Genomic DNA, 23,520 nt, shown 5'->3' on the forward strand with positions numbered 1-23,520 from the left:
TTCACTCGTTTTTTGGTCTTATTGTTTCACCGCACCGGCGGTCAGCCCGCCGACAAGGTAGCGCTGAAGGAAGAAGATGACGACCATCGCCGGCGCGATACCGACGAAGGAAGCCGCCATCAGTTCGTTCCAGATGACCTCCTGCTTGCCGAAGTAAGCAAAGAGCCCCACCGGCAAGGGCATGTATTCGGTCTTCGAGTTGAACGTCAGCGCGAAGATGAATTGCTGGGCATAAGCGCCGATGAAGGTGGTGATGGCGACGACGATAATCCCCGGCATCGCAATGGGCAGGATGACCCGGCGCAGCGTGTAGAAATGGCTGGCGCCATCCATGTAGGCCGCTTCGTTGAGTTCCTGCGGGATACGGATCATGTAGGTACGCAGCAGCCAGATCGCCGAGGGGATCAGGAAGGCGACGCCCGGCACGATCATGGCGAGATAGGTGTTGAGCACGCCGATGCTGCGCATCAGCCGGAAGAGCGGGATCAACAGCACGGCGCCGGAAAACATGTTCACCGTCAGGAAGGCACCGAGCAGGATGCCCATGCCCCTGAATTCGAACTTCGCAAAGGCATAAGCCGCTGGAATGACGAGGCAGAGCACGATCAGCGTGACGATGATCGAGATGAAGAACGAGTTGAAGATATAGCGCCCGAAGCCCGGCACGCTGATCCACATCGTCCGGTAGGCTTCAAACGAGCCGTTCTCCGGCCAGAAACGATAGGGCGAGGAGAAGAGTTGGCTGAGCGGCTTCAGCGAAACCAGGAAACCTTCGACGAAGGGCGACAGCACGAAGAAAAGAAACAGCGCGATGCCGCAATAGATCAGGATGATTTCCCACCAGCGGTAACGGTCGATCATGGCTGCGTTGCTCATGCGCGCTTCTCCGGATTGAGGCGGCGGGTGACGCGGAAATAGGCGAAGCAGAAGAGCGACAGGAAGATGCAGATCAAAACGGCGCGCGCTGCACCTTCACCGTATTTCTTCGAGCCGATCGCGGTCTGATAGGTATCGATGATCATCGTCGTCGTCTCGCCGCTCGGTCCGCCCTGCGTCAGGATCCAGATGATGTCGAACGAGTTGAAGGTGGCGATCAGCGAGAGCATCGACATGGTGATGATCGCCGGAACCATCAGCGGCAGCGTGATGCGGCGGAAGCGGTACCAGCGGCCGGCGCCGTCGGTCCAGGCGGCCTCGTAGAGATCCTTCGGAATGGATTGGATCGCTGCCAGGAAGTAGATCGTCACCAGTGGCACGCCGATCCAAACGTCGGTGATGATCGTTGCCCAGAAGGCGGTACTTCCGTAGGCAAGGAAGGCGACCGGTCCGTCGACGAGACCGAAGCGCTGCAACAGGCCCGATATCATCCCGAACTGGCCATTATACATCCAGCCCCACATGAAGATGCCGATCGCCATCGGCACGATCCACGGCGGCATGGTCAAAAGCCGGAACAGCGAGCGGCCGGGGACCGCGGCATTCAGCATGCATGCGCCGAATGTGCCGATCACCATTTTCAGGGCAACGGAGAAGAAGGTCCAGACGAAGGTGCGGATGATCACTTCCGCAAACCTCTCGTTGAAGATCTTCTCGTAATTAGCCCAGCCGACCCAGTTGGTGGTCTTCCTGAGTGACGCGTCGGTGAAAGAGAGAATGAACGTATCGACCAGCGGATAGGCGACGATCGCCAGAACATAGAGCACAGCCGGAAGAAGAAGGATGCAAGCGAAGATGAAGGTGCTTCTTTGAACACTCATCTTGCCGCCCTCCTCAAGCCGCTCTCGCGTGAAGGGCTTCGTCGAAGCGGTCCCAGACGGGTCTGAGGTCGACGACTGTTTTCTTCATCCTCGCTTCGTCCATCGCCAAGGCGAGGATGCCGGCTTCGAGCGCGTTCAGCGTGGAAACAGGAAGTTCGAGCCCGGTGCGTACGCTTTCAAGCAGGTCGCTCGCCATCTGTTCATCGGCGCCGTAGTGCTGGGAGAGCTCGGTGGCGGCATATTTGTTTTCGACCACCTTATTGCCGGTCAGCTGTTCGTGAACGTCGAGATAGCCGCGGACGAAATCGCCTTCGGCCATGCCGCGCGAACCCATGATGGCGAAACGGCGGAACTGGTCGGGCACGTTGAGATTGGTGTGAAAGTTCATGCCGACGCCATTGGCATATTCGACGATCGCCACCTGATAGTCGATGATATCGGCATCGCTGTCGAAGACCTTGTCCGATCCCATCCACCCGCTCGGCTTGCGGTGAAAAAGCTCGAGGTCGTTGATACCCTCGCGGGCCGGGTTGTTGGCCGGAGTGAAGCTCTTGCGGCCGCCGAAACTTGCGACGCGCTCCGGCCGCGCGCCGACGACGCCGTTATAAAGGTCGAGGTCGTGGCAGCATTTCTCCAGCATGAAGCTGCCGGAATAGCGCTCATAGCGGCGCCAGTCGCGCATGAAGAAGGCACCGTGATAGGGCTCGATATGTTCGGACGCCTCGATCGACACGATCTGGCCAAGCTTGCCCTCCGCCTGGATAGCGCGGAGATCCTTGTAAAGAGGAGAATAGCGCAGCACGAGACCGACCATCAGTCGCTCATGGCCGAATTTTGCCATCAGATGTGCAAGCTCGATGCTTTCGGCGATCGTCGTGACGATCGGCTTTTCGCAGAAGACCTTGAGACCGGCTTGAAGCCCGAGCCTGATATGGTCGAGATGCAGGTGATTGGGGGAGCCGATCATCAGCAGATCGAGTTTTTCGGAGGCGAGGAGCTCTTCCGGCGAACCATAGGCCTTGCCGACTGAAATTCCCTTTTCCGTCAATCCGGGAAGTCCGGCGGGTTCCGGATCCACATAGCCGACAATGTCGAAGCTGCTATCGATTGCCTTAAAAACGTAGCCGAGATAGCCGAGCCGGAATCCTAGCCCGATGATTCCCACTTTCATGCCGATCAGGTTCCCATTTAGTAATTTATTTTCTTTAAGTTGGGACAAAAATCGGGAGGCGTCAATAGAAAACGGGCATCGAAGCGCAAGCATGAAATTAATTTTCATAGATTGGTAGCCGGCGGGCGATGGCTCGCTGCAGCCGACAGGATGCCGATTGCTAGAGAGAATTGGTGCATCTCTTAACGCCGGGGGCGGCGAATACAGCGACTGTGGTGCAGTCGACGATCGCCCCGGCAAGCTCACGCGGAACTCGCGAAATGTTGAAAAGAGCCGCGAGTTTACGTGTGTAGGATGAGGCGACAACCCGTAGGCAGGAGGAGCCATCATGACCCGTATGACAGCCAAGGATTTCCCTCAGGAACTTCTCGAACTCTACGATTACTACGCGCATGGGAGGATTACCAAGCGCGAGTTTCTCGACCGGGCCGGCAAATTCGCCGTCGGCGGCGTTACGGCAGCCGCTATTCTTTCATCGCTGAGCCCTGACTATGCGCTGGCGACCCAGGTCGAGTTCACCGACCCCGATATATCAGCCGAATACATTACCTACCCCTCTCCGAAGGGAAATGGCGATGTCCGCGGCTATCTCGTCCGCCCAAAAAACACGACCGGCAAAGTTGCGGCTGTGGTGGTCGTGCACGAGAACAGAGGTCTGAACCCCTATATCGAAGATGTGGCGCGGCGCGTGGCAAAGGCGGGTTTCATCGCTCTTGCGCCGGATGGCCTCACCTCGGTCGGAGGCTACCCCGGCAACGACGAAAAGGGACGCGAACTCCAGCAGAAAGTCGACCCAGAAAAGCTGATGAACGACTTCTTCGCGGCGGTCGAATACTTGATGAACAACGATCTCACCACAGGCAAGGTCGGCATCACCGGCTTCTGCTACGGCGGCGGCGTCGCCAACGCTGCGGCGGTGGCCTATCCGGAGCTTGCCGCAGCCGTGCCGTTCTACGGTAGGCAGCCGCGCGCCGAAGACGTGCCGAAGATCAAGGCGCCATTGCTTATCCACTATGCCGGTCTGGACAAGGGGATCAACGAAGGCTGGCCGGCCTATGAAGCTGCGCTGAAGTCATCGGGGAAAACATTCGAGGCCCACATCTATCCGGACGTCAATCACGGCTTTCACAATGATTCCACGCCCCGCTACGACGAAGCGGCAGCCAAGCTCGCTTGGCAGCGGACGGTCGACTGGTTTACGAAATACCTCGCCTGAGAAGGCCGGATTTGCACGAGCTGCGGCGGGGAGCCATTCCCCGCCGCTTTTCCGTCCCGCGGCTTGTCAAGGCGACTAACAGTCCGCGATCAGGCTCCAGAAGTGATCGTCGCCGGACAGGTTTTCAGAATCGGCAAGCCTGCGAAGCTGCAGGAAAGAGGCGCCGAACACATTCCGATTTCCCCAGCGCAAGCAGTCCATGAATTTGGCTTCACGTTCATGAACGCTCATCGGCGCTTCGAGCGATCCCTTCGCATGCAAGCGAGACTTGTTCAAAATGCGCCCGTCGCGCATCGTGACCGTGACGACATGCGGGAGGCGCTCCACGCCTTTTTCCTCGTCAGCCGAATAGGACTGCATTTCGATGCGCGGCATGAATTCCCGGATTTCCGCTCGCCCAATCTCCTGCCGTGTAAAGTCCGAAAGGCTAAGGGAGCCTTTGAGCAAAGCTGTCGCCAGGCAATATTGCATTGAGAAGCGGGCCTGCATCTCGTCGGTGGGCTCGGGATAAGCGAGGTTGCGGGCAGCGGATATGCCGACTTTCGTCTCGATCCTGGCAATGTCGTCCGCCAAAAGCCCATGCTCCTGCTTCAGATCCAGAAGCGCGTCGATGGCGCGATGGGTGGAGGCGCAGCAGGGATGGCGCTTGGTCACCACGCCCCGGCTTTCGATGATATGCTCCTCGCCGAATGTCAGGTCTTCCCAGCCCTTGGCATCATCGCCCCCGAAAAGATCGAGGAAGCCTTGCGGCCGCTCGAGGATATCCGGCCGCCCGCTCATGCCCGCCAGCGCCATGCGCGTCGCGTCCACGGCATTGCGCGCGGCAATGCCGGCGTGAAGCGGTTTGGCGCTCGTGCCGAACTGCCCTTTCGGGCCGCAGGCGAAGCTCGTCGCGAGGCTCATCGCCGCGACCAGGCTCTCTTCGTCGGCGCCGAGAAGCCGTGCCACGCCAGCCGCGGCCCCGATGCTGCCAACCGTCGCCGTCGCGTGCCAGCCTCTGTTATAGTGAGAGGGATTGACGCCGAAGCCGACCGCCGCCTGCGCTTCCAGCCCAGCCAGGTAAGCCTCGAGAAACCGTCTTCCGCTTGTGGCCTTGCCGCGCGCCAGAACCGCCAGCAGCGCCGGCACCAGCACCGCGGAAGCATGCGCTCTTGCCGGATGGAAATTGTCATCGAAATCGAGCGCATGAGCCGCCGTTGCGTTGATGAGTGCGGCGAAAGAGGGCGAGGCGGAGCCGCCGGTGACGAGCCGAGCTGCGCCGCCTTCGGCGATTTCCCCGTCGAAGGCGCGGGTGAGCGCGGCAACGCTTTCATCGCCGCTGCCTGCAATCATACAGCCGATGGTATCCACCACGGCATCTTTTGCCCGGTCCATGGCGACGTTTGAGAACGTCGTGCGCGACAGGACCTGTTCCGCGATCTTCCGGAGAATGGTGGCCATTGACGAAAGTCTTCCCGTGAGTTTGGTTCTCAGCGGAAAATGTTCAACTTTCCGCAGGTCCGCAATCTTATGCGGTCTGCGGGTAGGGCTATCGACATTGGAGATAGAATGGCGCGAGACACGAGTGCGGCGATCAGCCTGAAGCATATCGAGGCCTATGACGCCATCGCCGCGACGGGCTCGACGATCGCCGCTTCCATCGAGCTTGGGATCTCGCAATCGAACGCCAGCCGCTTGTTGCAGCAACTGGAAGACTATCTCGGCGTCCGGCTTTTCGATCGGGAAAAGAACCGGCTTCAACCGACTCGCGAGGGGCTGCAGCTCGGCCCGGAAATCCGTGCCATTTCCGACCGGCTACGCGCCTTGAAAACGGCGGCGATGGAGCTCGAGAGCGGTCGGTCGCGCGAGATCATGCTGCGGCTCGCCTTTCCCTCCAGTCTTTCCTCGACGCGCATTCCGAAGCTCGTGAAGAACTTTCTCGCGGCGAATGGTCCAATGCGCGTCGAAGTCGCATCCGGCAGCTATCTGGCAATTGAACGGATGGTGGCCGACGGCGAGGCCGATCTCGGCTTCGCGCGTCTGCCGCTGATGAGCCCGGGATTGAAACAGGAGAAGATCCTGTCGTCGCGGGTCATTTGCGCCCTGCACAAGGATCATCCCAAGGCCGGCAGCCGCCAATTGTCGGTCGCCGACCTGAAGGGGCAGGATCTTATCATGCTGAACAGGGAGCGACCGGTTCGCCACGAGCTTGAGGCGTTGTTCTACAAGGCCGGCATCCGCCAACGCCCCCTGCTCGAAGCGCATTCGGTGGCGAGTGCCTGCGCGCTCGCCGCGCAAGGGCTCGGCATTGCGCTGGTCGGCGAGATCATCGCCCGCGAATATGCGACGCTGCCGCTGCAGTTCATTCCGCTCGAACCGGAACTGCCGGTTGCCTACGCGCTGATCAGCGGAGAGAAATTTCCGATGCCCAAGGCCGCCAACCTCTTCCTTCAAAGCATTTCGGACTGGGCATGATGACGGTGCCTGAACCGTCCTGGGGGATCGCAAACGCATGAATATCAAGCAACTGGAAGTCCTGCGCACGCTCCTGGCGACAGGGTCGACGATTGCCACGGCAAAGACGATGGGCCTCAGTCAGTCCGGCGTCAGCCGCCTCCTCCAGCAGCTCGAGGCGGACCTTTCGATGTCGCTTTTCGTGCGCGACAAAGGCCGTCTCATCCCCACCCCCGAGGCTCTGCTTCTTGCCCGCGATGCCGAGACCATCTTGCTCGCGGTCGATCGGATGTCGGGCCACGCTGAGGACTTAAGAAGCGGCGCCGCCGGCCCGGAGATCGTCCGCGTCGGCCTGCCGAGCAGCATGTGGGAGCATTTCGCGCCGGCAATGCTGGCCGATTACATCAGCGATTTCCCCGGTGTGCGGATCGAAACCTTCTTCGAGACGACGACCGCGATCAACAAGCTCGTCGAGCAGAGGGTGATCGATTTCGGCTTTCTGCGCATGGAGGGCGAGAGCGGACCGGGCATCGAGGTCGAGCGGGTCGCCACCGGCGAAAGCGTCTGCGTCGTCCCGAAGGATCATCCTCTTGCGAAACTGGAGGAAATCACGGTCAGGAATTTGCGCGACGTGCCCCTCATTCTGATCGGCCGCCAACGGCCGAATCGCATGGCGCTCGACCAGACCTTCCGGCGGGCCGGCGTCAAGCAGATCGTCAAGATCGAGACGCATACCAACAGTTCCGCCTGTTCCTACGTCGCGCATGGCCTTGGGGTCACGATCATCAGCAGCTTTTATGCGAATCTCTATCGCCACCTGCCGGTGGTTCACCGTCCTTTCGTGCCACGCGCGACCCAGGAATTCGGATTGGCGAGGGCGGTCGGGACGCCACTCTCGATTGCCGCCCACGCTCTGAGCGACGCCTTGAAGCGACAGATCCGGATTTCGCAAAAAGACATTTAAAATCAAATAGTTAGACGTCGTTCTTACTCGGATTCAGCCGTTTTGGTTGCGGTCGTATTCCGCATAGACTTATGACAGAATCGCATAATATTGCGGATATTTCTTCATTCGATCATAGTCTGCGGCAACGAAACCGATGGCGCCGGGCACTGTCCGTCGCCAATCGCGGGGAACAAAAATGCTGAAATTCGTTCTAAACCGCCTGTTGATGGCATTGCCGACGATCGTCCTCGTTTCGGTTGCCGTCTTCACGCTGATCCGCTTCATACCCGGCGATCCGGCGGCACTGATGCTGGGTGATATGGCTGAGCCGGCTCAGATCGCCGCAATGCGCTCGGAACTCGGCCTCGACAAATCGCTGCCGGAACAGTTCCTGGTCTGGACCGCCAATGTCGTCCAGGGTGATTTCGGCCGCTCGATCGTCAATGACGAGCCGGTTCTGCCGCTCGTCGCATCGCGCTTTCTGGTCAGCGCCGAAGTCGTCGTCGTCGCCGTCCTTCTGGCGAGCCTCATCGCCGTGCCGGCGGGTGTCATCGCCGCCTGGCGGCAGAACAGTCTGACGGACCTGGCGCTGGTCGGCACGGCCACGATCCTGCTGTCGATCCCGACATTCTGGCTCGGCCTCCTGCTTCTGCTTTTCTTCGGCTTGAAACTCAGCTGGCTACCGGTCCTAGGCTATGTCTCGATCGGCAGCAACGTCACCGGCGGCCTGCTCTACCTCGTGCTGCCGATCATGACCCTGGTCATTCACGAGATGGGTGTGTTGATCCGCATGGCACGCGCCTCGACGCTGGAAGTGCTGCGTCTCGACTATATCACCCACGCCCGGGCCAAGGGGCTTTCCGAGAGCGCCGTCCTCTGGCGGCACGCCTTCAAGAATGCCTTCGGCCCGACCTGGACAGTCATCGGTCTGATCCTCGGCAATCTGCTCGGCGGCATTGCCGTCATCGAGACGGTCTTCACCATTCCGGGGCTCGGGCGACTGATGGTCGACAGTATTTTTGCTCGCGACTACCCCGTGATCCAGGGTTGCCTGCTGTTCGTCTCGCTTTCCTATGTGCTGGTCAATTTGGTCGTCGACCTGCTCTATCCGTTGTTCGATCCGCGGGTAGTCGCCGGATGAAAAACGTCACGTTCAACGGCTTCATTGGCAGCATTCTGATTGCCGCCTTGCTCATCTCCGCTGCGATCGGCCTTTTCTGGACTCCCTATGATCCGATGAAGCTCGGCTTCACCGCACGGCTGGCGGCACCCAGCAGCGCCCACTGGCTCGGAACCGACGAATTCGGCCGCGACGTGCTCAGCCGCCTGATCGTCGGCGCCCGGGCGAGCGTCTGGATCGGCACCTTGACGGTCACATTCGCGACGGTCTGCGGCACGCTGATCGGTCTCGTCAGCGGTTACGCCCGCGGTTGGATCGATGCCGTCATCATGGCCGTCAACAATGCGCTTCTCGCCTTTCCAGGCATCCTTCTGGCGCTGGGATTGCTCGCCGTCTTCGGCGCCAATCAATATGGCATCATCTTCGCGCTGGGCATTGCCTATTCTCCCTCGATGGCTCGCGTTGTCCGGGGCGCCGTCCTGTCGCTGCGCGAGCGGGAATTCATCGAGGCCTCCAAGGTGATGGGCAATGGCGAGCTCTATACCATGTTCCGCCATGTCCTCCCCAATTGCATCGCGCCGATCACCGTGCTGGCGACCTCGATGTTCGGCTGGGCGATCCTTTCGGAAAGCGCGCTCAGCTTTCTCGGCCTCGGCGTTCCGCCACCGGCGCCGACCTGGGGCAACATGCTGGCTGCCGGGCGACCATTCATCGAGCAGGCTGTCTGGCTGGGTCTCTTCCCGGGCCTGGCGATCGCCCTGACGCTCCTTGGCATCAATCTTCTGGGCGACGCTCTTCGGGACAAGCTTGATCCGCGGATGAGGGGGCTGAAATGACCAATAGAACGCTTTTGAATGTCCGCAACCTGTCACTTCAGGTCACCGGGACCGGTGTGCAGGTCGTCAAGGAGGTCAGCTTCGACATCGCGCCGGGCGAGATCTTCGGCATCGTCGGAGAAAGCGGATCGGGCAAGACGCTGGCAACACGCGCCCTGATCTCGCTGCTGCCGGCGCCCATCAAGGTGATCGGCGGCTCAGTTGCCTACAAAGGACGCGACGTGCTTTCCATGAACGGCGCGCAATTGCGCCAATTGCGCGGTGCGGAAATCGGTGTCGTCTTCCAGGAGCCGATGACCTCGCTCAATCCCTCGATGACCGTCGGCCGCCAACTCGAAGAAGGGTTGCAGCTGCATACGAAACTTTCGAAGGAAGAACGGCGCAGCCGGATCCTCGACATGCTGAACCGGGTCGGGATTCGCAACCCCGCCGGGGCGCTCACGTCCTATCCGCATGAATTCTCAGGCGGCATGCGCCAGCGCATCATGCTGGCATCGGTGATGCTGCTGAAGCCGGCGCTCTTGATCGCCGACGAGCCGACGACGGCGCTCGATGCCGTGATCCAGCGCGATGTCATGGAATTGATGGTGGAACTGACACAGGCGGAAGGCACCGCCGTGCTCCTGATCAGTCACGACCTGCCGATGGTTGCCCGTTACACGAACCGCATCGTCGTCATGGAAAAGGGCGTGATCGTCGAAGAAGGACGCACCGCCGATCTGCTCCACGCACCGCAGCGTGCCTATACGAAGAAACTGCTTTCCTCCCTGCCGTTCCGCGGAGAGACGCGGACGATCGACAAGACCAGGGCGCCGATGGTCTCGGCGCGCGATATCGTCGTCGACTATCCGGGCCGGCGGTCGCTGATGAAGAAGGCAACGCCGAAACGGGCGCTGCATGGCGTCAGCATCGATATCCACGAGGGCGAAGTCGTGGCACTGGTCGGCGGTTCTGGTTCCGGCAAGACCACGCTCGGCCGCACCATTGCCGGACTGGTCCGCGAGAGCGAAGGCGATATCCGGTTCAAGGGACGCAGCCGCGACGACGACTGGATGGACTATCGGCTGAATTGCCAGATGGTGTTTCAAGATCCTTATTCCTCGCTCGATCCGCGCATGACCATCCTCGCACTTGTGGAAGAAGCGCTGCGGCTCGTTCCCGATCTCGACGCTGCGGCAAAGCGCAAGCGCGCCCTGGAGACGCTGGAGGAAGTCGGCCTTGGGGCCGACTATGCCGGGCGCTATCCGCATGAGCTTTCGGGCGGCCAGCGGCAGCGCGTGGCGATTGCCCGCGCCATTGCGCGCCGGCCGAAATTCCTGATCGCCGACGAACCGGTATCGGCGCTTGACGTGACGGTCCGGGCGCAGGTGCTCGAACTCCTGTCCGATCTGCAAAAACGCTACGGCTTTTCCTGCCTGTTCATCAGCCATGATCTCGGCGTGGTCGAACAGGTGGCCGATCGCGTCGTCGTCATGCAGGACGGCCGGATCATCGAGGAAGGCGACCGCGATACGGTTTTCGACAGCCCGAAGGAGGCCTATACGCAAAGGCTTCTCTCGGCCATCCCCGCTCTGGACCACAATGCTCAGGGCGGCGTGATCCTCAAATGGCGCCTGGAGAACTGATATGACGACGATGATTGAAACCGGAAAGCTCGCGGAGCGATTGAACGCGATCTGCGATGCCCAGCCCTTCGTAACGCGCTTCATGGTGCGTGCGCTTGGCAGCGGTGAAACGATCGGCAGGGGTGCGGACGAGGAAACGCCTTCCGCCAGCACCCGAAAGACCTCGATCATGATGGCGGCCCTGAAGGCCGCGCATGAAGGCCGCCTGGACCTCGACGAACAGATCACCTACGAAAAACGTTTCGCCGAGGAAGTGGCGAGCGGGATGTTCCGCTATCTGACGCCTGGTATCGTCATATCGCTGCGCGACGCCATTACCGGCATGATGGTGCTGAGCGACAATGTCTGCACCAAGATGGTCTTCGAAAGGCTGACGCTCGAAGAGGTCGACAGCTATTGCAAGTCGATCGGCATGACGGGCACCAACCATCGCTTCCTCATCCCTCCCTTGGCGCTGTCGCCTGATCATTCATTGAAGGCCGTCACCACGACGACGGCGCGGGATCAGGTCTACCTGCTGCAGACCATCCTGGATGCGCAGGATGCGCAGGAAGCCGCGGACCGGCTCGGCTGCTCGCAGGCGCTGTGCGCCTACGCGCTTCAAACCCTGAAGAACCAGATCCTGCGTTATGCCATTCCTTCCCGGCTGCCCTTCGGTGTGCTCGTCGCCCACAAGGGCGGCACAGGAAAGCGCGGCCGCATGAATGCCGGTATCGTCTATCGCGACGGCTCCCCCTTCTTCATCATCGCCGCCTTTACCGACGACGTGCCGCAGGAAATGCCGGACGGCACCCCCGGCTACACGGTTGCGCTTGAAACCATCGGCAGGCTTTCACGCGCCTGCTGGGATGAATTCCAATCCTAAAGATCGTAAAAAGAGGGTAGAACAATGCACAAGCTTCTTCTTGCAGGCACCATGTTGATGGCGATGACCGGCGTGGTCGACGCCCGCGACATCGTCGTGGCTCAAAGTTCCGATCTGCGCAGCAACAATCCGGGCGTCAATCGCGACGGCAATACCGATGGCGTCATCCTGCATATCGTCGAGGGGCTCGTCGGCTATGCCAACAACGGCGAGGTCAAGCCGCTGCTGGCAAAGAGCTTCGAAGTCTCGGCGGATGGGCTGACGTACAGCTTCAAACTGCGGGACGACGTCAGATTCCACAACGGCAAGACATTGACCGCCGATGACGTCGTGTGGAACTGGAACCGCTACCTCAAGCCCGAAACGAAATGGACCTGCCTTCCTGACTTCGACGGCAGCGGCAGCGTGCATGTTACGGGCGTCAAGGCAGTCGATGCTTCGACCGTCACCATCACGCTGGAAAAGCCATCCGCGGTTTTTCTTGGCCTGATGTCGCGCCCCGAATGCGGTTACACCGGGATAATCTCGCCGGAATCGGTCGGCGCGGACGGAAGCTTCATCAAGCCGATCGGCACCGGTCCCTTCAAATGGGATGAATGGAAGAAGGGCGAGTATATCCATCTCGCCAAGTTCGACGATTATGTCTCGCCAGAGAACGACGGCAAGCCCGACGGCATGGTCGGCTCCAAGCGCCCTCTCGTCGATGGCATCAAGTTCATGGTCATTCCCGATGCTTCGACCGTAAAGGCCGGCCTTCAGTCCGGCGTGCTCGATACCGCGGAGATTTCGCCGGATCTCATTCCCGAATTCAAGACGAGCGACACGATGCAGCTGATCGTGGCGCGCAACAACGGCAAAAATCTCTTCTACATCCAGACGCGCGACAAGGTTCTGAGCAATCCCGGCGTGCGCCGCGCCATGGCAATGGCACTCGATCTCGACCAGCTCGTCGAGGCCGCCTCCAATGGCACCGGCGCAGCCAACGGTTCGATGGTTTCGCAAGACTCGCTCTATTTCGGCGATGTTCAGAAGGAGCGTCTGCCCTACGACATCGAGGCCGCGAAGAAAGAGCTTGCGACGGCCGGCTACAAGGGCGAGCCGATTACCATCATCGCCAACAAGCGCAGCAACGTGCCAAGCTTCCCGGCCGCGGTGATGGCGCAGGCCATGATGCAGCAGGCAGGTCTCAATGTGCAGATCGAGGTGCTCGACTATGCGACGCAGGTCGATCGCCGCCGGTCCGGCAACTACCAGATCATCTCGCAATCGGTCGCGCCGCGGCTCGATCCGGCGCTGATGTACGGCTTCTATGTCGGCAACAAGGACAAGAATGCGTCATTGATGTGGGATGACCCAAAGGCCGTCGAGTTGATGAAGGCCGCCTATGCGGAACCCGACCAGACGAAGCGTCAGGCGATCTTCGACGAGTTTCACACGCTGATGCTCAAGGAAATGCCGGGCATCTTCCTCTATGACATGGTCGATGTCTGGGGTGCGACCAAGAAGCTGAAGGGTCAGCCCGTCTGGCAATCGAATGCCCGTCTTTGGGAAGTTTCGCTCGACAATTGAGCCTGAACTGCCGCGCCCGGTGGGTCGGGCGCCGCTATCCCATTTCGACAGTCAACAGGAGATCCGGCAGGCAGTTCTGCCGGGTCCGATGCAACACGTCCCTGTGGCGGCAGGACAGACAGCGAGGAAATGCCATGAATCTTGACGCGATCAGCTCCATTGCCGCGACGGTCGAAAAGATGAAGCCGGATTATATCGCCCTCAGCGATAGTATCTGGGACTTTGCGGAGTTGAAATTCGAAGAGCGGCGCTCGTCGCAATTGCTGGCAAGGACGCTCGAGGAAAACGGCTTTGCCGTGCGCAGCGGCGTGGCAAGCATGGAAACGGCCTTCATCGGCGAATCCGGCAGCGGCAAGCCGGTGATTGCTTTCCTCGGCGAATTCGATGCCCTGGCCGGGATGAGCCAGACCGCCGACGCGGCCGAACCTCATCCCGAAGCGGCAGGAGCAACCGGTCACGGCTGCGGGCACAATCTCCTTGGCGTCGGATCGATGATGGCGGCGGTTGCGCTTGCTCGCCACCTCAAGGAAAACAACCTGCCCGGGACGGTGCGTTATTACGGCTGCCCGGGAGAGGAGGGTGGTTCCGGCAAGACCTTCATGGTTCGCGCCGGCGCGTTCGATGACGTCGATGCCGCGCTGACCTGGCATCCGGCTCCGTTCAACGGTGTTCGCTCGACGAACAATCTTGCCGTTCTCGAATATTACTATCGCTTCAGGGGTGTCGCGGCACATGCTGCCAACAGCGCCCATCTCGGCCGTTCGGCGCTCGATGCGGTCGAACTCATGAATGTCGGCGTCAATTTCCTGCGTGAACACATGCCGCAGGATTGCCGCGTTCACTACGCGATCACCGACACCGGCGGCAGGGCCGCCAATGTCGTGCAGGCCAGCGCCGAGGTTCTCTATCTGATCAGGGCGCCTGACATGCCGCAGGCGCTTGAGCTTGCCGGGCGCGTCGAGAAAGTTGCACGCGGTGCGGCGATGATGACCGAAACCGAGGTCGAGATCGTGTTCGACACCGCCTCGACGAACCTTCTTCCCAACATCACGCTGGAAACGGCAATGCACGAGAACATGGTCGCGCTCGGTCCGATAGCCTTCGACGAGGCCGACATCGCTTTCGCCAGGAAGATCCAGGATACCTTCACGCCCGAAGCGATCAGGAGCAGCATCCGCCTCTATCAGATCAAGGGCGATGTGTTCTCCAACGCCAAGGTCGATGGCTCGACGCCCTTGCACACCGGCCTGCGCGATTTCGAGGGACAATCGCATTTCCGGGCCGGATCGACCGATGTCGGCGATGTCAGCTGGGTGACGCCGACCGCGCAATGCTGGGCGCCAGCCTGGGCGATCGGCACCAATCCCCATACCTGGCAGGTCGTCGCGCAGGGAAAAAGCCCGGCCGCGCACAAAGCCATGGCGCATGCGGCCAAAACGCTTGCCTCGACGGGCTTCGCCCTGATGTCGTCATCCGATCTCCTGGCAGCCGCGAAGGCCGAGTGGCGGGAAAAGACCAGCGGCAAAGCCTATGTGTGCCCGATACCCGACGATGTGATGCCTGCATCGGTTCATAGCCGGTAACCCTGCCCTGAGAACGCCGTGCCTAAAAAGATGCTGCGGACGGGGAGGCATTCCCCGCCGTCCGTCCGTCCGTTGGCTTGCGATCCGTCGATGAAATTACTCGGTCGGCCATGGCGTCGAAGCCATCCGCGTGGTTATTGCGGACCGCCGACTTTGCGTCGTCGCCGGCTGACCACCATTCCGCCGACGATGAGAACAATTCCGGTCGCGTTCGCCCAAAATGATGCTGGAACGGCGCTGATATAATCAAACGCTACCCCTGTTACCATCTGGCCACCGATGATCAGCAGAGCCGAATTCACCGCTCCGATTCGAGTAATGACCCAACTGCCCGCCGCCACGAAGATGACGCCGATAGGACCACCCAGATAGGCATACCAAGGCGCCTCGGCAGCACCCGCGGGAAGCAGACCTCCGACAACGAGACCAAGGCAGGTGAGGGCAGCAAAGCCTATGGCATGGTTCCAGAAGGATGCGATCAGCGGCGTGGTCGATATGCTCAACCGCCCATTGAGCTGACGACTGAGGCCGACGAGCACACCACCCAGGCAAGCCAGGAGAATGAATACTGTCACGCCGCACCTCGCCCAAACAGGATGATGAGCGCAGCCCCCGTGACCACCAAGCCGAGCGCAGCGCTGTCTCGTCTATCTGGCCGCCGCTTTGGCAGACCGAACAGCCCCCAGCTGTCGGCCGCGACGCTGAAGGCGACCTGGCCTGCCAAACCCAAAGCCAGTGTACCGGAGAGCCCAAGCGGCGAGTTGACCGCGGTCGAGGTCAGAATGACCGTTGCAGCGCCGGATATCCCACCGAGGTAAGCCCATAAAGGCGCGTTGCGGGCTTTCTCTACCAACGGCGTGCGTCGGCGGTGGGCCACCAGGAGAAGAATGACGGCTGCGATGATGCCCGTGCCGTGGGCGGTCCAAGATGAGAACAGGGGATTGCCATAACGGGCCAATTCCCCATTGAGGTGCACCATGAAAGTCAGGAGCCCACCCGTGGCAAAAGCTCCGATGAAGTAGATGGGATGCGAATTACGTGCTTCGGTGGTCATTGCAGATCTCTGTCAAAGAATCGATTGCGCCCGATGTTTTTCAATTGCCACTACAACGCCGCGTCTTTTAGACGCACAAATGACGCTGCAGCACTCGCCTGGACGAATGCGTCGACCATGGTTCCTGGTTAGGGCGGTACGTCTCAGCGATTTCCTGCCTGGCGTCAATCGTGGTCCGACAAACATCCTTTCCATTGACGAGCCCTTCCGGCAGATGGCTAATGGCTGAGTGTCGTCACTGCCTTGCAAGCATGGAGGATGCGATGCTGCTCAAGGGCGCACGAACGTTCGTGGTGCGGGATGCGGGAGGCTTCGTCGCACATGTCAACATGCCGGGCTGGCTGAAGCTGAAGCCGACCGATCACGGCCACGGCCCTCTCGCCATGGTCGTTGAATCCATCCTAGATCCTGGCCGCCTGATCGCCATGCACGAGCACAGAAACGATGAGATCATTTCCTGGGTGCCCGAAGGCGTCATGCGGCATGATGACAAGGCCGCGGGTCGACTGGTGGTCGACCGCGATCATCTGATGGTGATGAATGCCGGAAAAAGCTTTTGGCATTCCGAAGAGACGCTGGCATCGGATCCGCGTCTGCGAATGCTGCAGATCCTTATTCGCCCTTATGCGGTTGATCTCGAGCCGAAGATCCAGCACGGGCCGGTGCCAGCCGCCGCGGCAAACGTCTGGCGACACCTGGTCGGGCCGGAAGGGGAGGGCGCGCCCTTCGGTGTCCGCAGCGCGATCGACTTCTTCGACATGCGGCTAGACGCGGGCGTACGGGTGGAATTCCCGCAGAAACAGGGCCGGGATCTCTATTTCTATGTCTTTAGCGGTTCCGTTGTCGTCAATAAGGAGACGTTCGCCGAAGGCGAGCAGGGGCTGCATTTATCGGATGACAAGCTCGAAGTGGAGGCGCAGAGTGCAAGCACGTTGGTCGCGTTTCTGCTCGACCCGAACGCATATATCACCAGGCAGGGGACTGTCGGCGACCACAAGAAGATTCCGCCGGCAATCATCATTCGCGCGTTCCTGCGATGGAGAAAATTTCGCCATATGTGGCGTCGTCATCTTTCGCATCGCCTTCCGAAGACCGAAAAGGCGATATGAATGGAACAAGGATGCCCGTAAGGGGTTTCGAACCTTAGCGTTCAATAGGAGGAGCATTTCATGCCTACGGTTGCCGCCACACCCATCACCCCACCAGACCAGCACGTTGTAACAGCCCGCGAAGCCATCGAGCCGCTTTATGAGAAGCTCGAGCTTCAAACGGAATCGCTGGTCCTGTCTGCGGCGCTGGAAGCGGGATGGTCTTCGGATGAAGCAACCGAGGCGCTAGCTGCGCTTAGACTGCAGGATGCACTTTCCACCCTTGGACGAACGGCCTGACCGAAAGAACTCCGAGAATAACGACGTCTCCTGTCGGAGCGCCGGCTATCAGTTACCGAACGGTCTCGCGCGGCGTGCTGACTGGCACGGCGGCTACGGAGATATCGCGGCCGCTGAATGAAAGTCGAAACCTAACAATCGACTATGGCTCATCGAATGAGGACGCTCTGACCGTCAATGTCTTCCCGGTGGGGTCTTGCTGGAATATCAGCCCACCTTTGGCTTTCGAGTGCCCCGGGACATAGTCCAAGACCGTCTCGACGTCTTCAATTACTGCACCTTGTTCTCGTATCTCGCCGTGGACGGTCACCTGCGACGCGGTTGCGCTTGAATCGTTTGTGATTTCGAAGAGGACCTGGAAGCCACCGTCGCGCTTTTCGATTTGCAGCACGACCCCGACCAGATTCGGCGAAGAATCACGGTTCAACAATGCATCCTTGCCAATCCAAGCAATCACGCCAAGGACAATTACGGCCGAGACGACGCCCGTGGCCCATTCGATCCAATGCGGTTCGCCTGCTTCCACATTTTTGTTGTTGGAGGTTTTTGTCATGGTGCCTCACAGAATCAGTCGAGCTGCCGCCGCGCCAATGGCAGCGGGAAAGCTCAAAACGACAACGGCCATCAGGATTTGGGTAGACCCGATGTCATCAGTTCTGTGGAACGTCCAGAGGCAATAGGCACTGATCAGACCAGCAATCACGTAGCCCGGCAGGGTGAAACGAACGAAAGCGTGCCAGCCCGGCGTACCCTCGGCGAGATCGTGGCTCCCCTTAAAAGAAAGGGCGTAGACGAACCCATGCATGACTGCCAGCGAGGCCGCGATCATGATCAGGCCATGCCACGGCGTCATCTTGTACGAAAGCAAGACCATTTCCTCGGTAGGAGCGACGTTAAGGCTGAGGAACAAGGCCCCAACCGCCATCAGGAATAGTTCACCGGCGTAGCTCGTTTCCCGTTCGTGGACTGGGTCATCACTATCGTTTTCCTCGGGATCGTCGCCATCGTCCAACTGTCCGCCGAGCTGGCTCCGACCTAGCATCGCGCCGATACTGGCAGGTACGGCCTGGATCGCGATCATTCCTGTTATCTCATGCAGGGATTGATCGTGTTTCAGAACCCCCATGGCGATGAGGATCAGTGCACATCCCAGAATTCCGAGGCCGTAGGCAATGCTTGCGTCACGCATCGCTTGCCGCCAGGTCCATGTCCGCTCAAATCCGATCCGGTCCGAGAGAATAACAAGAAGGGGAATATTGACGATCAACAAGAGAAACAGACGGCTGCGGTCCATGTAGAAGCCGAGCTCCCACATTTCCATGGTCATGAACATGGGCAGCGCGAAAAGCAATGCTCCAGCAATACCGCGCGCGATGCCTGAAAAAAATCTGCTGCTATTGAAATCCTGGCGCGTGGTCGCGGCACTCAAGTTTGATCCCCCTAAATGAAAAAATCCCACCACCCGTAAACCGATGCCGCGGCATTCAAAACGCAAGCGCTCGCTGCAGAAGCGCGGGTTGGACGCACGAGCACCAGAGCCGCCGAAGTCAAAGCCGTCATGGATATCACGGTTGACATCACTTGTCTCAATTGCTTCTTAGTTGTGAGATCCTGCCAGTTCCGAGTACCATCGAGAGTTTTGGTGTCGACACGGTTCGATATCGTGCCTCGACCAAATTATAGATACCGAACGCAGCCAAGCCGATAGCCACGACGAGGTAGAGAACAGCTCCGAAAGGAAGCTGTCTCACGAAGGCCAATGCATCGCTTATGCTTCCCGCCTGGCCCGGATCAATGGTGAAGGCCGCATAGCAGAAGAAGATGCCGACGATCACGAACACGATCCCACGGGAAACAAGCCCATAGACGCAAACCAATAACAGAGGTCGGCTTTGACCGAGCGTGAGATATCGCTCAAATCGCCGCGTGATACCTTTCAGCGCTGTAACAGCACCACCAACGACGAGCCCGACACCGATCGCACCAGCTAGGAATCGACCAAACGGTTGCGACATGGCCCAGGCTGCCAGGCCCTTTTCTCCGCCGTCGCCACCGGATCCAAATCCAAAGGATTCCTGAAAGGCATATACCGCCAACCCCATATACGTCGCGGCGCTCCCGAGGAGGGCGGCACGGATCAGGTAGCTTTTCACACTGTGGTCATGGTTGTCTGCGTTTGCGATGGACTGGGCAAGCCGCCATGCTACAAAGCCGAGTAGCCCGAGCCCTATCAAGCCCAGCCACAGCCGGCCGAATGGCTGCTCCAAAACAGCGTCGAGCGCTGATTTGGTATCGGCCTTACCGCCGCCGAAGCTCGAAAATACTGCCAGCGCAGCAACGAGCAAAAACACAATACCTCGGGCGCTATATCCGGCCCGCGCAAGCCATTCAAATTTCGATCTGGTCATCTCTGGTTCCCCGCCGCGCTTTCTAACGAGCGCCCAGCAAAACAGTTCCGACTTCTCCGCGATGAATGTCTTATAGGAGGCAAGCGCCTCGAGCTTTTGTCGCAATTTTGACTCTCGGCGCCAGACGGTCGATGTCGACATCAACGATGTAGCAGCTTTGTTGCCGATGGCGATTCGTCGACCACCCTTTGCGCAATGTTATGCAACACACTGTCGATGAGGGGTGAGCAATGCTCGGGACACTATTTCGGTCGATGTCCCGCAACAGTTCGAAATTAGATCCCTTCGAGAGCACTAAGCGGGCAGGGCCTCGGCTGAGTCGTGCCGATTTACAATGATTGTTTCGAGTCTTTCTCGCAACACCTGAGCGGGAACTGTAATCTTGGACGGATTTGGCTGGATTAGAGCGATTCAGCTGCGGTATCCGTAAGACTGCGAAGCGATTTGCGCGAGCAGGACAGCTAGAGACAGCACGTCCGCATCTCCTAAAGCAGGATCTTGATGAACGCGGATATGATAGCCGCCTGGGCGGTGGAAAATGGATTCCATGCGATGGATTCCCGGAATTATCGTCGCCATGACAATGCAGGCGTGATCACGATCGAGATAAAGAGGATGTCATTCCTCCTCATCGATGAGAGGCAAGGCTTGCGACCCCGCCTCATATCGCGGTTGTTCAAAGACATATCCCTCACAAGCGGGAGCGGCCGCTTGCAGGGTCTACTTGACCACAAACGCAATCATTGAGCGCTGCCCTTATTCGACAGCCCAACCAATTCAGGTGGCGGATCATGGCTGACGCCGATGAGCACCGTCGCAAACCTCAACACTTTCAATATTTCTTCTTGCGAACGATCTTGTTGCCGCGGGGTCCGCTCACAACCGCTGTTCGATCGCGGTTTTCGGCAAGCAGGTTTCGCCAGCATTCCAGGCGATCGGCGACCAGAGCACCGCTTGCGACAGCTGCCTGGACCGCGCACCCAGGTTCATGGGCACAGCGGTCAGATTGGTTTTGGTACTATCAGCCGGATCCCGGCGTGACCGTCTCTTCATCCCGCTCCGGCAATGTTCCGGCGCCTGGCGTTTTGCTCCTGTCGGTCAGGTGATCTTGAGCATGTGGCCCGGCCTGAGGGTTCCTCTTCTCCTGGTTCAGCTCTTTGTCCGTCCCCTCGATGGCCAACTGGGCCTTCCTGTCCTCGTCCACACGCGGCTCCTTTCACGTTTGCTCGATCATTGGGCTCCTACGGCAGTAACAATGGGGTTGGCTTCGAGTTCCGATGGATGGCTCGATTGATAGAGGCAGCGGCGATGTGTCGAAAACTGCACCGCTCCGGTGAAGGGCGCTAACGCCTTCTGGAGCCCGCGTTCGCCAGGCGGTTCTCGAAGAGACGTTGCGAGGATCGGTCGGCTCGCGATTCCATCACGATCAGGGCTGTTCCCACCTTGATTTTTCAAACCTGTTTCGCCATTTGATCGGCGCTAATTCGCTTTCCTGGAGAACCCGAGCACATGACAAAGACTGCAGAACAGACTGCTGAAAGCCACGTCTTTGAGGCCGACGTTGCCCGCCTTCTGCACATGATGGTCCACTCCGTTTATTCGGATAGAGATGTGTTTCTGCGTGAGCTGATTTCGAATGCGGCCGATGCCTGCGAGAAACTTCGATATGAGGCGATCGAGACACCGTCACTCCTTCGTGCTGATGCCGAAAACCGGATCACGCTGACTCTGGACGAAGAAAACCGGCAGTTTGTCGTCGAGGACAATGGCATCGGCATGAGCCGCGACGAAATGATAGAGGCGCTGGGAACGATCGCGAGATCGGGCACTCGTGCGTTCATGGAGCGAATCGAAGCGAGCAAAGCCGCTGAAGGAGCTCAACTGATCGGGCAGTTCGGGGTCGGCTTCTATTCCTGTTTCATGGTGGCGGAACGTGTCGATGTGGTCTCCCGTCGAGCCGGAACGCAGGAAGCCTGGACATGGACTTCGGACGGCAAGGGAAGCTACAGCGTCAGCCCGGCAACCAGCCTCACTGAAGCTCCATCCCGTGGAACACGTATTGTCTTGCATCTGATGGAGGACGCTAAGCAATATACGGCCCGCTGGACCGTCGAACGCATCGTCAAGGAACAATCCGGCCACGTGCCGGTTGCGATCCGCCTTGTTGAGAAACCGGGCAAAGAGCCAGTCCAGATAACGGACGGCACCGCACTATGGACGAAGCCGAAGAGCGATGTCAGCAAGGAAGAGTATTCGGACTTCTATCGTGGCGTCTCCGGCCAGTACGACGAACCGGCGCTGACCGTACATTTCCGCGCTGAAGGCCGGCAGGAATATACGGCTTTGGCGTTCATACCCGGAACGCAGCCTTTCGATATGTTCGATCCCGAACGCAAAGGCAGGATGAAGCTTTACGTCAAGCGGGTGTTCATAACCGATGATGCGGATCTGCTGCCGACATACCTGCGCTTTGTTCGTGGGTTGGTCGATACCGCCGATCTCCCGCTCAACGTTTCTCGTGAGATGATCCAGGAAAGCCCGATCCTGACGGCGATCCGCAAAGGCATCACCAGCAGGATAGTCACCGCGATAGAGAAGCTGGCTGATAGTGACGCCGAGGCATTCCTCAAATTTTGGGAGAACTTCGGACCAGTCCTCAAGGAAGGCATCTACGAAGACTTCGAGCGACGCGCTCAGCTCTTGGCGCTTGCTCGGTTTCGGACGTCCGCATCGAACGAAGGCTACCGTTCACTTGCCGACTACGTCAAAGATGCCAAGGAGGGCCAGAACGCCGTCTACTATCTGGCGGGCGGGAGCCTGGATCAGCTTAAGGCATCACCACAGCTCGAAGGGTTCCGGGCGCGCGGCATCGAAGTGCTGCTTTTGGCGGACTCCATCGATAGCTTCTGGACGATGAATGCTCCAGACTATGAAGGCAAGGCGTTCAAGTCGATCACGCAAGGTGCTGCGGATCTGGCACAGTTTGCAAAGCTTGATGGCCAGACAATGCAGGAGGGGGATAACGACAGCGCTGCAACCTTCCTTGCATTCGCCAAGGAAAAACTTGCCGACCAGATTGCCGATGTCCGAGCTTCCGACCGTCTGACGGAGAGTGCGGTCTGCCTCGTAGCGCCCGAAGACGGCTATGACAGGCAGATGGAAAAAATCCTGCGAAACGCCGGTCGTCTTCAAGATGCGGCCAAGCCGATCCTGGAGATCAATTTGATGCACCCCTTGATCAAAGCGATTGCGAGCGTGGAGGGTGATGCTTCCTACCAGGAGGACGCCGCGTTCTTATTGCTTGACCAGGCGCGCATTCTGGATGGCGATCGGCCAGCAGATCCCCGCCGATTTGCCGAGCGGCTTGGACGGGTCTTTCAGAGATCGGTGCAGTCGTAGCAACAAGGAAAAGGTGGGGGTAGTCAGATCCAGCCTCCACCACATTCCTCCGAATATTCCCGCCCTCATCGGCCTTCGGCGTCGAAGTTCAGTCGTCTGAGCAGGCTTGCGCGTTCGCGGCGCTTTGTGGCTTGACCGTTTCGACTGCTT

23 protein-coding genes and 1 pseudogene are annotated in these 23,520 nt (G+C 59.3%); 13 read left to right on the top strand and 11 right to left on the bottom strand.

Annotated features, from left to right (window positions below):
* Positions 1 to 18: 18 nt before the first annotated feature.
* Genes BS630_RS28555 through BS630_RS28565 form a run of 3 tightly spaced genes read right to left on the bottom strand, consistent with a single transcriptional unit; the run spans position 19 to position 2,928 of the window.
* Complete coding sequence (locus tag BS630_RS28555) at positions 19 to 876, bottom strand: carbohydrate ABC transporter permease (RefSeq protein WP_003553169.1); 858 nt, start codon at positions 874 to 876, stop codon at positions 19 to 21.
* Entirely contained in the window at positions 873 to 1,757 is an 885-nt protein-coding gene (locus tag BS630_RS28560) for a carbohydrate ABC transporter permease (RefSeq protein ID WP_017958115.1), read from the bottom strand. Before BS630_RS28560 ends, BS630_RS28555 begins: the two co-directional genes overlap by 4 nt.
* Positions 1,758 to 1,770: 13 nt before the next feature.
* The gene (locus BS630_RS28565; RefSeq protein WP_077980075.1) at positions 1,771 to 2,928 is read right to left on the bottom strand and encodes a Gfo/Idh/MocA family protein; all 1,158 of its coding nucleotides are present in this window, start codon (positions 2,926 to 2,928) and stop codon (positions 1,771 to 1,773) included.
* A 328-nt stretch (positions 2,929 to 3,256) separates the two neighbouring features.
* Between BS630_RS28565 and yghX the strand changes: the two genes are divergently transcribed.
* Positions 3,257 to 4,144 (top strand): YghX family hydrolase, encoded by an 888-nt coding sequence (yghX, locus tag BS630_RS28570; protein WP_077980076.1) that lies wholly within the window; start codon positions 3,257 to 3,259, stop codon positions 4,142 to 4,144.
* Positions 4,145 to 4,219: 75 nt separating this feature from the next.
* On the opposite strand, the gene BS630_RS28575 is transcribed toward yghX, so the two are convergent.
* A complete protein-coding gene (locus BS630_RS28575; protein ID WP_077980077.1) occupies positions 4,220 to 5,584 on the bottom strand; it encodes an MmgE/PrpD family protein in 1,365 nt (454 codons plus the stop codon).
* A 39-nt stretch (positions 5,585 to 5,623) separates the two neighbouring features.
* On the opposite strand from BS630_RS28575, the gene BS630_RS28580 reads away from it, so the two are divergent.
* The 8 genes from BS630_RS28580 (at position 5,624) to BS630_RS28615 (ending at position 15,121) form a co-directional block, all read left to right on the top strand.
* Positions 5,624 to 6,598 (top strand): LysR family transcriptional regulator, encoded by a 975-nt coding sequence (locus tag BS630_RS28580; protein ID WP_183594613.1) that lies wholly within the window; start codon positions 5,624 to 5,626, stop codon positions 6,596 to 6,598.
* Between the two features lie 37 nt (positions 6,599 to 6,635).
* The gene (locus tag BS630_RS28585) at positions 6,636 to 7,541 is read left to right on the top strand and encodes a LysR family transcriptional regulator (protein WP_077980079.1); all 906 of its coding nucleotides are present in this window, start codon (positions 6,636 to 6,638) and stop codon (positions 7,539 to 7,541) included.
* A gap of 178 nt (positions 7,542 to 7,719) precedes the next feature.
* Positions 7,720 to 8,664 carry an ABC transporter permease gene (locus BS630_RS28590; protein ID WP_077980080.1) on the top strand — a complete coding sequence of 315 codons (945 nt, stop codon included), beginning with the start codon at positions 7,720 to 7,722 and terminating at the stop codon, positions 8,662 to 8,664.
* Entirely contained in the window at positions 8,661 to 9,479 is an 819-nt protein-coding gene (locus BS630_RS28595; protein ID WP_077980081.1) for an ABC transporter permease, read from the top strand. Before BS630_RS28590 ends, BS630_RS28595 begins: the two co-directional genes overlap by 4 nt.
* Positions 9,476 to 11,104, top strand: a complete 1,629-nt coding sequence (locus BS630_RS28600) for an ABC transporter ATP-binding protein (protein WP_077980082.1) — start codon at positions 9,476 to 9,478, stop codon at positions 11,102 to 11,104. The genes BS630_RS28595 and BS630_RS28600 overlap by 4 nt, the downstream gene beginning before the upstream one ends.
* Position 11,105: 1 nt before the next feature.
* Positions 11,106 to 11,969 (top strand): serine hydrolase, encoded by an 864-nt coding sequence (locus tag BS630_RS28605; protein WP_077980083.1) that lies wholly within the window; start codon positions 11,106 to 11,108, stop codon positions 11,967 to 11,969.
* Between the two features lie 24 nt (positions 11,970 to 11,993).
* A complete protein-coding gene (locus BS630_RS28610) occupies positions 11,994 to 13,538 on the top strand; it encodes an ABC transporter substrate-binding protein (RefSeq protein ID WP_077980084.1) in 1,545 nt (514 codons plus the stop codon).
* A 134-nt stretch (positions 13,539 to 13,672) separates the two neighbouring features.
* Positions 13,673 to 15,121: a M20 family metallopeptidase gene (locus tag BS630_RS28615; RefSeq protein ID WP_077980085.1), complete on the top strand. Its 1,449-nt coding sequence runs from the start codon at positions 13,673 to 13,675 to the stop codon at positions 15,119 to 15,121.
* Positions 15,122 to 15,255: 134 nt separating this feature from the next.
* On the opposite strand, the gene BS630_RS28620 is transcribed toward BS630_RS28615, so the two are convergent.
* Positions 15,256 to 15,696 (bottom strand): DMT family transporter, encoded by a 441-nt coding sequence (locus BS630_RS28620; RefSeq protein WP_077980086.1) that lies wholly within the window; start codon positions 15,694 to 15,696, stop codon positions 15,256 to 15,258.
* Positions 15,693 to 16,175 (bottom strand): DMT family transporter, encoded by a 483-nt coding sequence (locus BS630_RS28625; protein ID WP_077980087.1) that lies wholly within the window; start codon positions 16,173 to 16,175, stop codon positions 15,693 to 15,695. Before BS630_RS28625 ends, BS630_RS28620 begins: the two co-directional genes overlap by 4 nt.
* A gap of 263 nt (positions 16,176 to 16,438) precedes the next feature.
* Between BS630_RS28625 and BS630_RS28630 the strand changes: the two genes are divergently transcribed.
* Together BS630_RS28630 and BS630_RS28635 are read left to right on the top strand one after the other, a co-directional pair.
* On the top strand, positions 16,439 to 17,284 hold the full coding sequence (locus BS630_RS28630) for a pirin family protein (protein WP_077980088.1): 846 nt from the start codon (positions 16,439 to 16,441) through the stop codon (positions 17,282 to 17,284).
* A 60-nt stretch (positions 17,285 to 17,344) separates the two neighbouring features.
* The gene (locus BS630_RS28635; protein ID WP_003547964.1) at positions 17,345 to 17,563 is read left to right on the top strand and encodes a hypothetical protein; all 219 of its coding nucleotides are present in this window, start codon (positions 17,345 to 17,347) and stop codon (positions 17,561 to 17,563) included.
* A 142-nt stretch (positions 17,564 to 17,705) separates the two neighbouring features.
* Here BS630_RS28635 and BS630_RS28640 read toward each other — a convergent pair whose 3' ends face one another.
* From BS630_RS28640 to BS630_RS28650, 3 genes are all read right to left on the bottom strand, one after another.
* Positions 17,706 to 18,116 carry a TIGR02588 family protein gene (locus tag BS630_RS28640; protein ID WP_077980089.1) on the bottom strand — a complete coding sequence of 137 codons (411 nt, stop codon included), beginning with the start codon at positions 18,114 to 18,116 and terminating at the stop codon, positions 17,706 to 17,708.
* 6 nt (positions 18,117 to 18,122) lie between these two features.
* On the bottom strand, positions 18,123 to 18,992 hold the full coding sequence (locus BS630_RS28645; RefSeq protein WP_077980090.1) for a TIGR02587 family membrane protein: 870 nt from the start codon (positions 18,990 to 18,992) through the stop codon (positions 18,123 to 18,125).
* A gap of 157 nt (positions 18,993 to 19,149) precedes the next feature.
* The gene (locus BS630_RS28650) at positions 19,150 to 19,971 is read right to left on the bottom strand and encodes a DUF1206 domain-containing protein (protein ID WP_077980270.1); all 822 of its coding nucleotides are present in this window, start codon (positions 19,969 to 19,971) and stop codon (positions 19,150 to 19,152) included.
* Between the two features lie 501 nt (positions 19,972 to 20,472).
* Between BS630_RS28650 and BS630_RS38210 the strand changes: the two genes are divergently transcribed.
* Positions 20,473 to 20,718 (top strand): hypothetical protein, encoded by a 246-nt coding sequence (locus BS630_RS38210; protein WP_077980091.1) that lies wholly within the window; start codon positions 20,473 to 20,475, stop codon positions 20,716 to 20,718.
* A gap of 85 nt (positions 20,719 to 20,803) precedes the next feature.
* On the opposite strand, the pseudogene BS630_RS38215 reads toward BS630_RS38210, so the two are convergent.
* Positions 20,804 to 20,965, bottom strand: a pseudogene (locus BS630_RS38215) (ribosome small subunit-dependent GTPase A); the annotation flags it as partial.
* A 27-nt stretch (positions 20,966 to 20,992) separates the two neighbouring features.
* Positions 20,993 to 21,175, bottom strand: coding sequence for a hypothetical protein (locus BS630_RS28660; RefSeq protein WP_025397535.1), 183 nt, complete (start codon positions 21,173 to 21,175; stop codon positions 20,993 to 20,995).
* 305 nt (positions 21,176 to 21,480) lie between these two features.
* Between BS630_RS28660 and htpG the strand changes: the two genes are divergently transcribed.
* Positions 21,481 to 23,370: a molecular chaperone HtpG gene (gene htpG / locus BS630_RS28665; protein WP_077980092.1), complete on the top strand. Its 1,890-nt coding sequence runs from the start codon at positions 21,481 to 21,483 to the stop codon at positions 23,368 to 23,370.
* The last annotated feature ends 150 nt before the right edge of the window (positions 23,371 to 23,520 follow it).

Source organism: Rhizobium laguerreae (assembly GCF_002008165.1).
GTDB classification, from domain to species: domain Bacteria; phylum Pseudomonadota; class Alphaproteobacteria; order Rhizobiales; family Rhizobiaceae; genus Rhizobium; species Rhizobium laguerreae.

Coding starts and splice junctions, on each gene's coding strand:
- yghX (WP_077980076.1), top strand. CDS start 3,257: ATGACCCGTATGACAGCCAAGGATTTCCCTCAGGAACTTCTCGAACTC.
- BS630_RS28595 (WP_077980081.1), top strand. CDS start 8,661: ATGAAAAACGTCACGTTCAACGGCTTCATTGGCAGCATTCTGATTGCC.
- BS630_RS28590 (WP_077980080.1), top strand. CDS start 7,720: ATGCTGAAATTCGTTCTAAACCGCCTGTTGATGGCATTGCCGACGATC.
- htpG (WP_077980092.1), top strand. CDS start 21,481: ATGACAAAGACTGCAGAACAGACTGCTGAAAGCCACGTCTTTGAGGCC.
- BS630_RS28615 (WP_077980085.1), top strand. CDS start 13,673: ATGAATCTTGACGCGATCAGCTCCATTGCCGCGACGGTCGAAAAGATG.
- BS630_RS28640 (WP_077980089.1), bottom strand. CDS start 18,116: ATGACAAAAACCTCCAACAACAAAAATGTGGAAGCAGGCGAACCGCAT.
- BS630_RS28625 (WP_077980087.1), bottom strand. CDS start 16,175: ATGACCACCGAAGCACGTAATTCGCATCCCATCTACTTCATCGGAGCT.
- BS630_RS28580 (WP_183594613.1), top strand. CDS start 5,624: ATGTTCAACTTTCCGCAGGTCCGCAATCTTATGCGGTCTGCGGGTAGG.
- BS630_RS28560 (WP_017958115.1), bottom strand. CDS start 1,757: ATGAGTGTTCAAAGAAGCACCTTCATCTTCGCTTGCATCCTTCTTCTT.
- BS630_RS28605 (WP_077980083.1), top strand. CDS start 11,106: ATGACGACGATGATTGAAACCGGAAAGCTCGCGGAGCGATTGAACGCG.
- BS630_RS28630 (WP_077980088.1), top strand. CDS start 16,439: ATGCTGCTCAAGGGCGCACGAACGTTCGTGGTGCGGGATGCGGGAGGC.
- BS630_RS28650 (WP_077980270.1), bottom strand. CDS start 19,971: ATGACCAGATCGAAATTTGAATGGCTTGCGCGGGCCGGATATAGCGCC.
- BS630_RS28575 (WP_077980077.1), bottom strand. CDS start 5,584: ATGGCCACCATTCTCCGGAAGATCGCGGAACAGGTCCTGTCGCGCACG.
- BS630_RS28585 (WP_077980079.1), top strand. CDS start 6,636: ATGAATATCAAGCAACTGGAAGTCCTGCGCACGCTCCTGGCGACAGGG.
- BS630_RS28635 (WP_003547964.1), top strand. CDS start 17,345: ATGCCTACGGTTGCCGCCACACCCATCACCCCACCAGACCAGCACGTT.
- BS630_RS28600 (WP_077980082.1), top strand. CDS start 9,476: ATGACCAATAGAACGCTTTTGAATGTCCGCAACCTGTCACTTCAGGTC.
- BS630_RS28610 (WP_077980084.1), top strand. CDS start 11,994: ATGCACAAGCTTCTTCTTGCAGGCACCATGTTGATGGCGATGACCGGC.
- BS630_RS28555 (WP_003553169.1), bottom strand. CDS start 876: ATGAGCAACGCAGCCATGATCGACCGTTACCGCTGGTGGGAAATCATC.
- BS630_RS38210 (WP_077980091.1), top strand. CDS start 20,473: ATGAACGCGGATATGATAGCCGCCTGGGCGGTGGAAAATGGATTCCAT.
- BS630_RS28565 (WP_077980075.1), bottom strand. CDS start 2,928: ATGAAAGTGGGAATCATCGGGCTAGGATTCCGGCTCGGCTATCTCGGC.